This window comes from Chelatococcus caeni (assembly GCF_014196925.1).
In the GTDB taxonomy this organism is placed as follows: Bacteria; Pseudomonadota; Alphaproteobacteria; order Rhizobiales; family Beijerinckiaceae; genus Chelatococcus_A; species Chelatococcus_A caeni.
The window spans coordinates 26,105-41,617 of record NZ_JACIEN010000001.1; the positions used below are offsets into that span (position 1 = coordinate 26,105).

The 15,513-nt window shown below is 58.8% G+C and carries 13 protein-coding genes; 9 read left to right on the top strand and 4 right to left on the bottom strand.

Features of this window, described 5'->3' with window-relative positions; genetic code table 11:
* Positions 1–85: 85 nt before the first annotated feature.
* The 3 genes from GGR16_RS00170 (at position 86) to GGR16_RS00180 (ending at position 2,762) form a co-directional block, all read left to right on the top strand.
* Complete coding sequence (locus GGR16_RS00170; RefSeq protein ID WP_210289389.1) at positions 86–835, top strand: helix-turn-helix transcriptional regulator; 750 nt, start codon at positions 86–88, stop codon at positions 833–835.
* Positions 836–931: 96 nt separating this feature from the next.
* Complete coding sequence (locus GGR16_RS00175; RefSeq protein ID WP_210289390.1) at positions 932–1,552, top strand: acyl-homoserine-lactone synthase; 621 nt, start codon at positions 932–934, stop codon at positions 1,550–1,552.
* A gap of 193 nt (positions 1,553–1,745) precedes the next feature.
* Positions 1,746–2,762, top strand: a complete 1,017-nt coding sequence (locus GGR16_RS00180) for a type II secretion system protein (RefSeq protein ID WP_183315332.1) — start codon at positions 1,746–1,748, stop codon at positions 2,760–2,762.
* Positions 2,763–2,849: 87 nt separating this feature from the next.
* Here the strand turns inward: GGR16_RS00180 and GGR16_RS00185 are convergent, their stop codons facing one another.
* Positions 2,850–3,410, bottom strand: coding sequence for a hypothetical protein (locus tag GGR16_RS00185; RefSeq protein WP_183315333.1), 561 nt, complete (start codon positions 3,408–3,410; stop codon positions 2,850–2,852).
* A 597-nt stretch (positions 3,411–4,007) separates the two neighbouring features.
* Here GGR16_RS00185 and GGR16_RS00190 point away from each other — a divergent pair.
* The 6 genes from GGR16_RS00190 to GGR16_RS00215 are packed head-to-tail and all read left to right on the top strand — an operon-like array spanning position 4,008 to position 12,148.
* A complete protein-coding gene (locus GGR16_RS00190) occupies positions 4,008–4,574 on the top strand; it encodes a recombinase family protein (RefSeq protein WP_183315334.1) in 567 nt (188 codons plus the stop codon).
* 49 nt (positions 4,575–4,623) lie between these two features.
* Positions 4,624–4,812, top strand: coding sequence for a type II toxin-antitoxin system ParD family antitoxin (locus GGR16_RS00195; RefSeq protein WP_183315335.1), 189 nt, complete (start codon positions 4,624–4,626; stop codon positions 4,810–4,812).
* Positions 4,809–6,620 carry a site-specific DNA-methyltransferase gene (locus tag GGR16_RS00200; RefSeq protein WP_183315336.1) on the top strand — a complete coding sequence of 604 codons (1,812 nt, stop codon included), beginning with the start codon at positions 4,809–4,811 and terminating at the stop codon, positions 6,618–6,620. Before GGR16_RS00195 ends, GGR16_RS00200 begins: the two co-directional genes overlap by 4 nt.
* 5 nt (positions 6,621–6,625) lie before the next feature.
* Entirely contained in the window at positions 6,626–9,235 is a 2,610-nt protein-coding gene (locus GGR16_RS00205; protein ID WP_183315337.1) for a DEAD/DEAH box helicase, read from the top strand.
* Positions 9,228–10,154, top strand: a complete 927-nt coding sequence (locus GGR16_RS00210; RefSeq protein WP_183315338.1) for a GIY-YIG nuclease family protein — start codon at positions 9,228–9,230, stop codon at positions 10,152–10,154. Before GGR16_RS00205 ends, GGR16_RS00210 begins: the two co-directional genes overlap by 8 nt.
* Positions 10,151–12,148 (top strand): ATP-binding protein, encoded by a 1,998-nt coding sequence (locus GGR16_RS00215; RefSeq protein WP_183315339.1) that lies wholly within the window; start codon positions 10,151–10,153, stop codon positions 12,146–12,148. The genes GGR16_RS00210 and GGR16_RS00215 overlap by 4 nt, the downstream gene beginning before the upstream one ends.
* A 48-nt stretch (positions 12,149–12,196) precedes the next feature.
* Here GGR16_RS00215 and GGR16_RS00220 read toward each other — a convergent pair whose 3' ends face one another.
* The 3 genes from GGR16_RS00220 to GGR16_RS00230 form a co-directional block, all read right to left on the bottom strand.
* Complete coding sequence (locus GGR16_RS00220; protein WP_071923379.1) at positions 12,197–12,418, bottom strand: helix-turn-helix domain-containing protein; 222 nt, start codon at positions 12,416–12,418, stop codon at positions 12,197–12,199.
* Between the two features lie 22 nt (positions 12,419–12,440).
* The gene (locus GGR16_RS00225; RefSeq protein ID WP_210289391.1) at positions 12,441–13,643 is read right to left on the bottom strand and encodes a tyrosine-type recombinase/integrase; all 1,203 of its coding nucleotides are present in this window, start codon (positions 13,641–13,643) and stop codon (positions 12,441–12,443) included.
* 159 nt (positions 13,644–13,802) lie between these two features.
* On the bottom strand, positions 13,803–15,500 hold the full coding sequence (locus tag GGR16_RS00230; protein WP_183315340.1) for a recombinase family protein: 1,698 nt from the start codon (positions 15,498–15,500) through the stop codon (positions 13,803–13,805).
* Positions 15,501–15,513: the final 13 nt, after the last annotated feature.

Sequence of the window (15,513 nt, forward strand, 5' to 3'; positions counted from 1 at the left end):
GACGATTTGATGAAATCATGACATATGGAAATCGTTATTTCACGCATTTTTGTCTAAGCGCATAAGTATTGGTAAAATACAATGTTTGGAGGAGTCGCGCATTCGGCCGACCGTCATCGCCTTCCTTGACCAGATACGCCATGTGGAGGACGTGGCGTCCCTCGAAGCTGCCTTCTCGAAGGCGCTCTGGGACCTCGGATTCCGGGAATGGGCCTACCAGGTCATACGCACCGACGCGCTACCGGACGAGAAGCCGCTTATCCTCACGACCTTCTCCGATGCCTGGTACAACCACTACATCGACAACGGCTATCACCGCATCGATCCGGTGATCCAGAATGGACCGTTGCAGGTCGCCCCCTTTACCTGGAGCGCCATGTCATTCGGCATCGAGCCGTCGCCGGAACAACGGCGCCTGTTCGCAGAAGCCGCCGAGTTCGGAGTTGGGGAAGGCGTGGGCATCCCCATCCACGGCGCGCGCGGCGCGTTGGCGATGGCGTCCATGGTTTCTGACCATGGCGCGCCCGGTCTCGACCGATTGATGTCAACCGTTGGGCAGGATGTGCATCTGCTCTCGCTGGCTTTCCACAATCATGCCCGCGAGCTGCTCGCGCTCGGCCGCATGGGGCGCACCACCGTCAGCCTGACGCCGCGCGAGCGGGAATGCCTGCTCTGGAACGCGGCCGGCAAGTCGGCATGGCAGACCGCGCAGATACTCGGGATATCGGAACGCACAGTCTATTTCCACCTTGCCAACGTCCGCGCCAAGATGGGCGTAGCGAACGTCTATCACGCCGTGATGAAAGCGATCATGGAAGGCATGATCTCCCCCTGATAGCGCTTTACTCGCCAGTAACCTGTGGAGGTTGACAGGATGGCAGGCGCGTCTTTCTCTGGCTCAATGCTCCCAAACAAATTGGGAGGAAAGTCATTGCTTCACGTCATTTCAAATGAGAACGCGCACCTGCACTGGGATGCGCTTGCATCCATGCACCAGCTTCGCCGCGCGGTCTTCAGCGAGCGGCTTGGTTGGAGTGTCACCGTCGTCAACGGGTTGGAGCTCGACCAGTTCGACCTGCCAGAGGCGCATTACCTTGTTCACTACGCCCCCGACGGCCGCGTGAACGCCTGTACCCGGCTTCTGCCGACGACAGGACCTTATTTGCTGGCCGACGTGTTCCCGGAGTTGGTCGATGGCGAGATGCCGCGCGCGCACGACATCTGGGAGAGCACCCGCTTCTGTGCCGACCAGGCCACGGCGCCGGGCAACATCGCGGCCGTGCTCATGGCCGGGATGCTGGAGTTCGGCCTGTTCACCGGGCTCCGCGCCTATGTGTCGGTGTCCGACATCCGCATGGAGCCGATCATGCGCCATGCCGGATGGAATCCCGTCCGCCTGGGCGGAACGATGGAGACTGGCACAGATACCGCGGCTGCCGAATGGCTGGAGGTATCGCCCGAATGCCTTTCGCGAGTCCGCCACCGCGCAGGCGCGGCGGGTCCTACCATCGCGAACCTGGACGAGATCGATCAGGGAAGGGTAGCGGCATGACATGTGACACCGAATGGCCGGCCTCGCCGCCACAGGCCGGTGAACTGGGCTCCCGCATCGAAGCCGACAGGTTGGCTTGGTGCATCCGGTATCTGGCCGATGAGGCGCGGCGGAGTGGTTTTGAGGATACGGCCGCCGCGCTGGAGGCTGTGAAGATACCGTAGCGAGAACGGCGCCGTCTACCGAATAACTAATGCTGAACCACATAAATTCGGAGAACAATCAGGATGCAGTCATTATGGCAATCAAAATATCTACATCACACCCTCAGCTTAAGCATGGATTTACATTACCAGAAGTAATACTTATTGTCGCTGTTATGGCGATAATGACGACTATGGCGTTTCCAGACATCGTCTCATTCTTTCGAAGGCAGAGTATCGAGCAAGAACGGCTCGCACTTCGAGAGATACAGAAGGCAATGTATGCTTATGCAAATGATAACCTGGTTCTACCGGATGCCAACAATTGGTACGAGGAGCTTGCGGCCTACACCAATTTATCGCCACAGGGGATACTGAAGGACAGTTGGAATCAAGATAGAGTCTATACCGTCGCCTCACACGCCAAGGTTTATCGAGAAGGCACGGTAGAATTTTTCTACGCTACCGTTGTTTCTGGTGGAGAAGGCCGACAAATAGAAACTGCTGAATGGAATGATTTGGATGGTTACGTCTCATTCCAAGCTGCGGGGGATGACATCGCCATAAGATTTACAGACCAAGAAATGAAACAGAAGCGATACGACGAGACTATCACCCGTATGGAGCGGATTATAGCCGCGCTCGACCGGTACGCCCAAGCGCAATATAACAATGCCGTCTTGTCTAACGAGGTCAACTACGACACCAAGGTCTTCTACCCGCCGTCCAACGTGGATGTTGTGCCCGCCAACGGGTACGGCGCATCCGTGGTGGCGGATACAAACGCCATTGTGGGTGGTACCGTCAACGGAGGGGATGTGGACTCCATGAAAGGCTTGATGCGCCTTCTTGGGCTGCCGGAGGACCACTGCTGTAGTGCGTTATCGCCCGCCTCAGAACCTGAAGCCTTTCATTATGCTGCGAACCCTCAGCGTCAAGAAATTCAATGGTCCGAGAGGGAAGAAGGCGGCCGTCGCATTCGGTACATATCGAGCGTAAGGTGTCTAGGAGGGTCTAACATGCCACCATTTGTGCCACCAAAAATTTCGCTCAGTCGGCTATGCTGATTCCGGAACCAACATATATCGAAGCTCATTTCAAAGCCCTGACTCAGGATTGATAATGAAAAATGGCCCCGCTCTGCGGGGCCATTATCAGTTAAGAATATTCGCAAAATATCGGACGGTTACCGTATTGCCTTCGCCGGCGTATTGGAAGCGACCTTCCTCGGCGCCGGGAACCCCATCGATATCCCTATCAGCACGCTCGGCCTCACCTCTCGGCACACTCTCAAGCTCAAAAACGATGTAGGCTTGGTCAGCAAGCGTGTACTCGTCGCCTTGATATCTGTAATACACTGGTCCACCGCCACCAAACTGGTGCTCGGCGGTCGGGTAAGAAGGCAAGAGGTTTTCAAACCCACTGGCGTAGGGGGGCTCCAGTACCGCTCTGTTTATCAGTGCATTGAATGGGTTGTCGCTGTCATTAGTTGCCTGATGCGGCCAAACACCATGCTTCCCGAAGAACTGACCATTTGCAGTCTCCATCTGCTTTAGGTGGGAAGAGAGTTTCGTGCCACCTGCGCGTGTAAGCAAATCCCACCCCACAGATGCAATAATCATTGTTATTAGAATGGCTATTACTGCTACAATAAGAATTGTTTGATCTATTGTATAGCCAAGGGTCGATTTGGCGCGCTTAAGAAAATAATTCATCGAAAATGCCTCCGAGGTTTTTATAAATTATGGATGTTATAAAGTCAGTTATCAACGGTATTTGCTACGAGGTTTGTGTTGCCCAAAGACTGTCAAAGGTATCACATCATCTATACGCTTCCGCAAAGTGGTGCGGGCTCTTTCAGGTTTTTCACTATGTCGCAAGCGACAAATTGAGTTCAAACGATATTGGCATGCTTCTGGCGCAATTCATTGTGGCCTCTATCATTTCAGGCATACTAACATATGTTCTTTTTTTGAGATTCATTCTTAATGAATTAGAGGACTTGGCCGAGGCATTTCAGCAAAACACAAGTTTTTCTTACATTCCTGTGTTCTCTTGCATCGGCTTTCTTATGTCATCGCCAGCTCTGTCATGCTTGACGATGATGATAGTCATACGATTCTTGAATTTCTAGTCTAGATCAATTTGAAGGTCCAAGAGGTTTGGTCGAATAGGGAGATCATCGAGACTTGCATGTCGAAATGGGATCGATGCAAATTCGACCGTTTTCGCAACACTTCCGAAGTCGATGATGATATTTTGTAATTCTGTTGCGAATACATGTTGCCAAATTGTGGGAGTAAACCTGGCGTTTGATCTACGGCTATGCCCGCGTCTCGAAAGCTGAAGGCCAGGACACGGCCGCACAGGTTGCTGTGCTGAAGGCGGCGGGAGCCGAGACAATTTTCGAGGACGCTGCGTCCGGAGGGCGCTTTGACCGCCCAGCTCTTCAGAAACTGCTGGATACCGTCGGACAGGGCGACATTGTCATCGTCTGGAAACTCGACCGTCTCTCCCGTTCCCTCATGGACCTTCTCCGCATCATGGATCGGCTCGAAAAGGCCGGTGCCGGGTTCCGTTCGCTCACTGAGGCCATCGACACCACGACGCCGGCAGGCCGCATGATGATGCAGATGCTCGGCAGCGTGGCGGAGTTCGAGCGGGAGATGATCCGCGAGCGTACCCGCGCGGGATTGGCCCATGCGAAGGCGCAGGGACAGCGGCTCGGCCGCCGCCGCTCCATCAACAGGGATCAGCGCCGCAAGGCGATCCGTTGGATCGCTGAGGGGCAAACGCAGGCGGAGATCGCGAGGACGTTCGGCGTTCACCGTTCGACGATATCGCGGCTTCTCGCATCCGGCCTCGATAACAAAGATTGACAATCCCTGTGGCTCGACCGATCCTGATCCGGTCAGGGGAGGGCCTTGCATGAACGTGTCGCTCACGCCACAGCTCGAAGAGTTCGTCCGACGCAAGGTGGAGTCCGGTCTCTACAACAACGCCAGCGAAGTCATTCGCGAGGGGTTGCGCCTGATGATCGAGCGCGACGCGGCAAAGGAGCGGAACAAGGCCGACGATGCTTCTCCGCGGGAAACGAATACCGAGGGGCGGGAATGACCGATCTGAATTTCAAGGGTAAGGAATTTGTCTACAACCACCATCTGGCCGTGCCCTTCCGCCCGCTCGTGCCGCACGCGGACAAGGGTATCGGACCGGTTTCGTTCGACGGCAACCTGATCATCCATGGCGACAATCTGCACGCCCTGAAGGCGCTGCTGCCGCTCTACGCGGGCAAGGTGGACTGCATCTTCATCGACCCTCCTTACAATACCGGCAACGAGGGCTGGGCCTACAACGATAACGTCAACGGCCCGATGATCAGGGAGTGGCTGGAAGCCAATCCTATCGGCATTGAAGACGGTCTGCGCCATGACAAATGGTGCGCCATGATGTGGCCGCGGCTGCGCTTGCTCTTCGAGCTTCTCGCAGAAAATGGCAGCTTGTGGATCACATTGGATGACAATGAAGCGCAACGTGCGAAGTTGATGCTCGACGAAATTTTTGGAGAGGCCGGGTTTGACGCCAACATAATCTGGCAAAAGAAATATACTGTAGCTGCTGATCATACGGGTATCGCCCCGATGCATGATCACTTGTTGGTTTACTCAAAATCTGAGTGGGTTCGTAACAAGCTGGAGCGAACCGAAGGCAAAGATGCCGCATACCGGTTTGAGGACGAGAAAGGTGTCTTTCGGGTAAGTGACTATACCTGCAACAAGAATGCCGATGAGCGTCCGAACCTTTACTATCCAATTACGAATCCAAGCACGGGCGAGGAATGTTGGCCCAACCGAACGCGCGTATGGGGTTATGGTCCGGAAGCGCATGCTGAAAACGAAGCGAATGGGCTCGTATGGTGGGGAGCCGATGGCAAATCCAGCACGCCAGCGTTCAAGCGCTACCGTCATCTTTTGAAAGATGGCGGCAAAATTGTGCCTGGCACGCTATGGGATTGGGAATTTGCCGGTCATACCGACCTTGCGAGAAAAGAGCTCCTCCAGATTCTTCCAGACATAGAATCGCGTGACGCAACAATCACGCCCAAGCCGACCAGCCTGATTGGCCGCGTCTTAGAAGTTGCGACGCACGAAAACTCTTTGATCCTCGATAGCTTCGCCGGTTCCGCATCCACAGCTCATGCGACATTGGCTGCCAATGAACGCGACAGTGGCAATCGCCGCTTCATTCTTGTGGAAATGGAAGACTATGCCGACCGTCTGACGGCAGAGCGCGTCCGGCGCGTCATCAACGGCTATGACTTCAAGGGCACGCAAAAGACAGAACTTCTGCGAGAGCGGCTGAACTGGCGTGTGCTCAGCAACAATGCCGAGCTGGTGCGTAAGGTCGAAGCTATCGAGAATCTGCACGGCCACGAATACGACCGGATCAAGAAGGAAGTGAAGGACGGCGAGCTGATCGTCACCGGTGAGAAAACCGTGACCGAGCGTGCCGAGGGCCTCGGCGGCACCTTCACCTATTGCACCCTTGGCGACCCCGTGGAGCTGGACAAGGTTCTGAGCGGCGAGACGCTGCCGCCCTACGCCGGACTTGGCGCGGCGCTGTTCCATATGGCGACCAACCAGGCGCTCGACCCCGTCGCCGTGCGCGAGGAAGACTTCTACCTTGGGGCGACCGAAGGCCAGCATGTCTGGCTGATCTACAAGCCCGATCTGGAATGGCTGAAGTCGCCGGAGGCCGCGCTGACCCTGTCGCGCGCCAAGGCGTTTGCCGCCACCGACGCGGACAAGCGGCACCTGGTCTTCGCCCCGGCCCGCTATGTCAGCCAGAAGATGCTGGCCGAGCAGAACATCCCTGTGGAGTTCGTGCCGCTGCCCTTCGCCCTCTACCGAATCGACCGGAGCTGAGCGCCATGTTCCGCCAGCTCGACTATCAGGACCGTGTGCTGAACACGCTCGACGCCTATCTCGACCTTCTGAAGGCGAAGAAGAAAGAGGCGGACGAGGTCGCAGAGCTTGCGGCGCTGAAGCCGCACCTGAAGCTTCCGATCCCAGACTTCGCCAAGGAGGCGTGGGAGGCGCTCAAGGCCGACGGCAAGTTGCCCGCCTCGCGCGCCGCCATCCCGTTCTCCGAACGGCTGGACGGATGCAATCGGCCGGTGCCCAATGTTGTCCTGAAAGTGCCGACCGGCGGCGGCAAGACCTGGCTTGCCGTGACCGGCGTGTCGCGGATCATGGGCCGCTATCTCGACCGCAATACCGGCTTCGTTCTGTGGATCGTGCCGAACGAAGCGATCTACACCCAGACCCTCAAGCGGCTGAAGGACCGCCAGCACCCTTACCGGCAGGCACTCGACCGCGCCGCCGCTGGCCGGGTGCGGATCTTGGAGAAGACGGACCGCCTCGATGCCCGCGACGTGGAAACGAACCTCTGCGTCATGCTCCTGATGCTCCAATCCTCGAACCGCGAGAACCAGGACTCGCTGAAGATGTTCCAGGACCGGGGCGACGTGCACGGTTTCTTCCCGGCCGAAGGCGAGCAGCAGGCCCACAAGGCTGCGCTCGACCGCACGCCGAACCTGTCCGCCTATACCGGCATGTTCCCGATGGTGAAGGACTCGCTCGGGAATGCGCTGCGGATCATCCGGCCTGTCGTCGTGCTGGACGAAGGGCACCGCGCGATTTCCGACCTCGCCTTCCGCACGCTCTACGGCTTCAACCCGTGCTTCGTGCTGGAGCTGACGGCGACGCCGCAGGACGTGCAGCCCAAGGGCGGAAAGACTCCCAAGCCGGGCCGCTATGCCAACGTCCTTGTCGAGGTGACGGGGCGCGAGCTGGATCGCGAGGGAATGATCAAGATGCCCCTCAACCTCGATCCGAGGCAGGGAAACGACTGGAAGGCGACGCTCAACGCGGCGCTCGCCAAGCTCAACGCGCTGGACGCAGATGCGCGCAAGCTCCGGTCGGAGACCAACCGCTACATCCGCCCGATCATGCTGATCCAGGTCGAGCGCACCGGCGCGGATCAGCGCGAAAGCGGCCATATCCATGCCGAGGACGTGAAGGACTGGCTTCTGACGGCTGGCTTCGACGCAGCCGAGATCGCCATCAAGACGGCGCAGCAGAACGACCTGAACGACCCCGAGAACCAGGACCTTCTGGCACCCACCAACCGGGTGCGCGTCATCATCACCAAGCAGGCGCTTCAGGAAGGCTGGGATTGCCCCTTCGCCTATGTGCTCTGCGGCCTTGCCGCGAGCACCAACCTGAAGGCCATGACCCAGCTCGTCGGTCGCATCCTGCGTCAGCCTCACGCCATGAAGACCGGAATCGAGACGCTCGACGAATGCCACGTCATCACCCATCACGCCGCCACCGCCGATGTAGTGGGCGCCATCAAGGAAGGGCTGGAGCAGGACGGGCTTGGCGACCTGGTCCTTCAGGTTGCGCAGGGCGAGGGCAATGGTAGTGGCAAGGTGAGCCGGAAGATCGACCGCCGCCCGGCCTTCGCCAAGACGGACATCTATCTGCCCAAGGTCATGATCGTGGAGGAAGGCGCAGCGCGGGAGCTGGACTACGAGACGGACGTCCTGTCCGCCATCGACTGGCGCGGCTTTGATCCCAAGGCCATCGTGGCGCGCATTCCCGAGAACGCGCAGGCAGCTGAAAGCCAGCTTCAGCGCATCCGGCTTGCCGATGACGGCGACGAGTTGTTCGTCGGGGAGACCGTCGCGGAGAATTCCGAAACTCTCGCCTTCGACCCTGCCCATGCGGTGCGCATGGTGTCCGACATCGTGCCAAACCCCTTCGTCGGCCGCGAGATAGTTGGTCGGCTCCTGGACGGGCTGCGGGCGCGGGGCTTCGACGACGGGAAGATGGGCACGCTGGCAAGCCTGATCGTCGAAGAGCTGCGCAAGGGACTCGATGCCGCGCGCCATGCCCGCGCCGAAGCGCTCTTCAAAGCCGAAGTTGCCGCCGGGCGCATCCAGTTCCGCCTTCGTCTCGATGGACGGAATTGGCGGATGCCGTTCAGCGTGGAGACCACCGAGCCGGAGAACGCCCGCCAGCTTCTCAGCAAGACAGGCGGGCCGCTGGAGAAGAGCCTGTTTGCCCCCGTGTACGAGGCCGAGTTAAACACCGATGAACGCGACGTGGCCGTCTATCTCGACGGCGAAAGGGCGCTGGCGTGGTGGCACCGGAACGTCGCCCGGACCCAATACGGCATTCAGGGGTGGCGGAAGGCCAAAATCTACCCGGACTTCATCTTCGCTGTTAAGGGCGAGGGAAGCGCCAAGCGCATCACCGTGCTCGAAACCAAGGGCGACCAGCTCGACAATCTCGACACGGCCTACAAGCGGGAAGTCCTGACTTTTCTCTCGGACAACTTCGAATGGGATGACTACGTCCCGGCCGGCGAGCTGGAGCTTGTGAAGAACGACGGCGAGACGGTCGAGGGCACGCTGATCCTGATGAGCGAGTGGAAGGCCAAGCTGCCCGCAAATCTGAAGGTGAACGATGGCTGATCCCTTCACCATCCGCATTTTTGTGCCCGACGGCGATCCGGAAGGCGTTCGCCTGATCGACCGCATGAACTGGACCGGGTTGGGCCTTGTCTTCCCGCGCGCCAAGTGGCTGGAGGTTCGCCAGCGGCAGGAGCTGCAACGTACCGGCATCTACATCCTCGTCGGTTACAGCACCCAGGACGACGATCTTCCCACCCTTTACATCGGTCAGGCCGACGGCGTGCGCGGGCGGATCGAGTCCCACTACACCGGCAAGGACTTCTGGGATTGGGGGGCGGTGTTCGTATCCAACAGCGGCGGGCTCAATCGCGCCCATGTTACCTGGCTGGAATACGCGCTGGTCAAGCGGGCCAACGAGGCGAAGCGCTGCCATCTCGACAATGGCAACTCTCCGCAGGAACCGGCCCTGAGCGAAGCCGAGAAAGCCGATACACGTGCCTTCCTGAAGGAAATTCTTCAAATTCTCCCGCTCGTGGGGCTCCGGGCCTTCGAGATACCGAAGGCCGTCGCGGTGCCGCAGGCCGTTGACCCGACCGTCGTGCCGCAGCCCAAGAGCGCGAAGCCCGACACCATCATCGTGCCCGCACAGAAGGAGGGCTTCGAGAAGGTCTTCCTTGGCGAGGATTGTTGGTACGCCGTCCGCATCTCGGGCGGGATGCTCGACAAGATCAAATACATCGCAGGCTACCAGACGCAGCCAGTCTCGGCCATCACCCACTACGCGCCGGTTTCCCGGATCGAACCCTATGGTGAAGGCGGCAAGTACAAGCTGGTATTCTCCGAACCGGCAAAGGCTATCGGCCCGATCCCTTACGCCGACGCTCCGCAGGGGGCGATGCAGGGGCCGCGGTACACCACTTTTGCCAAGCTGCAAACAGCGAAGAAGCTGACTGACTTGGTTCAGAGGGCTGACCAATGACCACACAGGAGTACAACGTCGAAGTCAAAGACGACTTCATCGAGCGGCAAGCCAAGGCTCAGCCGATCCAAGCGTTGTCGGAACTTTTGTGGAACTCGCTCGACGCGGATGCAACCGAAGTATCCGTTGAGCTTGAGTATGACGCTCTCGGTGGCCTGTCCAAGATTTACGTCCGCGACAACGGCCATGGCCTGCCGCGCGATGAAGCGCCCGACCTGTTCCGGAGCCTTGGCGGCTCATGGAAGCGAACCGCCATGCAAACCAAAAAACTCAAGCGTATGCTTCATGGACAGGAGGGGCGAGGGCGCTTCAAGTCATTCGCGCTCGCCCAGACCGTTGATTGGACGGTGGTATATGACAAGGCTGGAACACCAAAGAGATTCGAAATCACCATACTCGAACGAGAAATCTCGCGCGTCCGCATATCGGACGAGACGGATATGCCCGGCGCAAAATCCGGCGTGATCGTCACTCTGTCGGAGTTAAAGCGCCAGTTCACGTCGCTCAAGCCCGAGAATGCCATCCAAGACCTCGCGGAAGTCTTCGCCATATACCTTAAGGACTACCGCGATGTCGCCATCGAGTACTGTGGCGAAAAAATAGATCCGGCCTTGGCGATCCGCGAGCAATGGACATTCGAGCTAGCACCTTACGTCGATGAGAATGGGGTCGAGCATCCAGTTTCCCTCGAAATTATCGAATGGCGTCGGGCGACACGGCGCGCGCTTTATCTCTGCAACGCCAAAGGCTTTCCTCTGTCGCAAGTCGATAGCCGATTCCACGTCGGTGATTTTCACTTCTCTGCTTACCTCAAATCCACGGCCATCGAAGAGCTGCATCAGAACGGACAACTCGACTTGGCCGAAATGCTGCCAACGCTACAAATCAGCGTCGATGAGGCGAAGCGCAAGATCAAGGAGTTGTTCCGCGAACGCGCAGCCGCCCGGGCGAAAGTCGTGGTTGATGAATGGAAAGAGAAGAATCTTTACCCGTTTGAGGGCGAACCGGCATCGCACCTTGAACAAGCCGAGCGCAGCATCTTCGACATTGTGGCGGTGACCGTGCAGGAAGCTTCTCCCGACTTTGGCGATGCCTCTCCGAAGCAGACGGCTCTTCATCTTCGCCTACTTCGCAACGCCATCGAAAAGAGTCCTGCTGAGCTTCAGCGCATTCTCGACGAAGTCCTGAAGCTCCCTAAGCGTAAGCAAAAAGAATTAGCGGAACTGCTTGATGAAACCGATCTGTCCGGTGTCATCAGCGCTGCAAAGTTGGTCGCAGACAGGCTCAAGTTTATTGACGCTCTTCGGTTCATCCTTTTCGACTACGATGCCAAGAAGAAGCTGAAGGAGCGGTCGCAGCTCCACAAAATCCTTGAGCAGAATACCTGGGTGTTCGGCGAGGAGTATCATCTCTGGGCAAGCGACAAGGAGCTCACAAACGTCCTCAAGGCGCACAAGGCGAAACTAGACCCCGACATCGTCATCGACGAACCTGTCAGTGTAATCGGAAAAAGCCGGGGAATCGTTGACCTCATGCTCTCTCGCTCACAGCGGCGGCACCGCGCGAACGATATTGAGCACCTGGTTATTGAGCTGAAAGCCCCAAAGGTCGTCCTGAGCGCGAAAGACATGAACCAGATCGAGGGTTACGCCCTTGCCGTCGAGAAAGACGCGCGATTCAATGGCGTCCAAGGCTTGAAATGGCACTTCTGGCTTGTGTCGGACGAATACAACGAGGAGGTGGCTGCGCGCATTGAGGGCGGGCCTGATCCTCAGCGTCGCCTGATTTCAAGGCGCGCCCGCGTCTCCGTTGGCATTAAGACTTGGTCCGAGATCATCGAGGAGAACCTTGCGCGACTGCAATTCATCAAAGACGCGCTCGAACACCGGGTCGATGATGGGCAAGCGCTTGCTTATCTCCAAGAGAAGCATCGGGAATTGCTCGAAGGAGTGATCATCGAGGAAGCTGAAGAGAGCAGCGACAACGCTGCCTGAAAGAAACCCCGCCTTCCGGCGGGGTTTCAGTCGTCGATCAAGGCCGTGTCAGGCCGCGGGCTTCAACGGCTTGGGAGCCAGACGCTGGCCCTCCAGCCACTTGTTGAATTCGGCGCGGTCGATATAGACCCGGCCACCGATCTTCAGCAGCGCGGGCTTCAATCCATTCGTCTCCGCATGGAATATCCACCAGCGCAGCGTGGCTTCCGTGATGAACGGCGCTTCCGCCGCTACCTGCTTCACGGTCGCCAGGTCCCTGTAGTCAACCATGGGTTACCTCATGGTTCGGGGCCTATAAAGGAGCAGGAACCTTCCTTATGACCGAACTTCCGCCCCGGTTCAATTCCTTCGCAGGTCGCGTGCCGTCCGCCGCGCCCTCGAAGATGTCCTCGCCGAGGCTCTCCACGAGCCCTTTGACGTGGCTTTCGGACAGGTGCGCGTAGCGGCGCACCATCTGAAGCGTGCGGTGACCAAGCACCTCCGCAATCTCCACCAGGCTCGCGCCCTTCATGGCCAGATAGCTTGCCGTCGAGTGCCGCAGGTCATGGAAGCGGAAATCCACCAGCCCCGCCTTGTCGCGGGCGTTTTCCCAGGCGGTGCGGATGTCGATGGGCAGCACCCCATCCGCGCGCGGGAACAGCCAACGCGTCTTTGGCGCATGGGGCAGGGCGGCATAAAGGGCTTCGGCCTTCGCCACCTGTCCGGTCAGCAGGTCGCGCAGATGGCGGGCGAGAGGAGCGGCCCGCGTGTCCCCGTTCTTCGTGTCCCGAAAGATCGCCGAGCCACGCTGGAGGTCTACATCGGCCAGCGTCAGGCCGAGGATTTCGCTCTTCCGCGCGCCGGTCGAAAGCGCGAACACCACGATGTTGAACAGCTGATCGTTGTCGCTCGCCTTGCAGGCGTCGAGCAGGACGGCGCGTTCCGCGTCGCTCAGAAACCGCGTGCGCTCATCCCGAATGTTGGTGATCGGCGTCACCCCCTCCATGGGGTTCTGGGTCGCCCAGCCCCACGCCTTGGCGTGCTTCATCAGCAGCGCCAGCGTGTCCCGGTAGTGCTTGATCGTCTTGCGGCTCTTCGGCTTACCAGCCGGTTCGCCTTCATCGCTCTTGCGCCGCGTGTCCCCGGCAGCGGCCAGCTTCTCAAGCTCCGCTTCGATCAGATCGGCCGTGATGTAGGTCAGCCCATAGGCGCCGAGCGCCTTCTCCCAATGGGCGAGATAGGTCACCGCCGCCCGTTGCGTGCTTTCCGCCCGGTGCGGCAGCACCCGCTTCTTGTAGCGCTCGATCACGTCGGCCAGCGTCTTGCCCTTCGCGGCAGGGACGACGTTCTGGACTTCGCCGCGCCGGATGGCCGCTTCCGTCTGTTGCGCCCACAACTTCGCGTCCGTCAGGCGCTTGAAGGTCTTCTGCTTCTCGGGGAGCCCGCGCACCCGCACGCGGACGCGATAATAGGTATCGCCGTTGTCGCTGCGGACACGCTTTTCGATGGTGGGCATGGCGGGGCCTCGGGGACGCGCGGGGACAAATTGGGGACACATGCTCCCATCAGCATGCCCCATTCGCCAATGATTTTCAACAGGCGACTGGCCCTAAATCCCTGTAAATGCTACTGTTCGGCGTTGGTGCTTGTTGAGGTCTATAGCCCTGCATGGGGCTCATAACCTGAAGGTCGCAGGTTCAAATCCTGCCCCCGCAACCACTGATAACGACAAACCCGTAGCATCCGCTGCGGGTTTTGTTGTTTTGGCAGTGTTTCCAATGGCTTGCTGCTCTGTCCAGTTGAGAATCGTGCCAAGTTCGCCGTGCAGTGTCGCGTAAATCTCGCCGCGTTCAGGCCCCGGCGTGAGCAAAATCTTCTCGATCAGGCCACGCAATGTCTCCGCCGCTTCTTGCCGCTCTTCCTTGCGGTTGAGCGCTTCGGTCAGGGCAGAAACCTTCTTTGCATAGATCGCCGAGGCGCTCGGCAGAATGTCCGGTGTGTCCTCTGGCGCATCGGCCAGCAGGGTGTTCAGTTCGGTCTTGCGCGCCTCCAGCGTGTCCATCTCGGCCTTCATGCTCTCATGGAACATGCCAGCCTTGATCGCCTCGATGATCCCGCGGATCTGCTTCTCGATCTTTACCAGTTCCGCTTTCCAGGCATCGCTGCTGGAGCGGCGTTCCCGGTTCAGCCGATTGGCTTCCTCGGCATAGGCCCGCATCGCTTCCTCGACGATCTCAGGTGCCATCATGCGGTCCTTCAGGCCGGAGAGCACGCGGGCCTCAAGATCCTCACGCGGGATCGTGCGGCTGTTTGAACACGCGCCCTTGCTGATGTGGTTCGAGCAGGCAAACCGATCAGCGCCGCGAAGCGAGTAGGGGCCTCCGCAGCAGCCACAGAATACCAGGCCGGACAGAAGGGACTTCGGCCGACGGGTGCCGTTCAGGCGGTTCTTTTTGTGGTGCTTGCGCACGGCGTCGGTGACGTTGGCATACTTCTCGGCGATCTTGCCCTGCCGGACACGAACGGACTGCCATAGTTCGTCATCGACAATACGCAGCTCCGGCACATCCTTGATGATCCATTCCGATTCCGGGTTCAGGCGTGAGACGCGCTTTCCGGTCGATGGATCTTTGATGTAACGAAGCCGGTTCCAGATCAGACGACCGATATAAAGTTCATTATTCACCAGCCCCGTGCCGCGCTTCACATGGCCCCGGATGGTAGTGTCGCTCCAGAGCTTGCCTGCCGGACCGGGGACACCTTCCTCGTTCAGGGTACGAGCAATCGTGCGCGGCCCGATCCCCGATGCGAACTCCCGGAATATTCGGCGCACAACATTTGCCTCGGCTTCGTTGATCTCCCGGTCCCCGCGAATGGGATCGCCGCGCGCATCGAGCTGCTTGACGACATTGTAGCCAAAGCAGAGGCCGCCGCCTGACTTGCCGTCCTCGACGCGGCCACGGATGCCGCGATGCGTCTTTGCCGCGAGGTCTTTGAGGAACAACGCGTTCATTGTGCCCTTGAGGCCGACATGCAACTCACTGATCTCGCCCTCCGACAGCGTGACAATCGGAACGCCTGCGAATTTGAGGTGCTTGTAGAATGTGGCGACGTCAGCCTGGTCGCGACTGATGCGATCCAGTGCCTCAGCCAGCACGATGTCGAACTGTCCGGCCTGCGCATCCTGAAGGAGTGCCTGAATGCCGGGGCGCAGGATCATGCTCGCTCCTGAGATGCCAGCATCCTTGTAGGTTCCGACGATCTTCCACTTCTCGCGTTTCGCCTGTTCGCGGCAGATGCGCAACTGATCCTCGATCGACGCCTCGCGCTGATTGTCAGAAGAATATCGGGCATAGAGCGCAACGCGGGTCATATCGGCAGTCCTT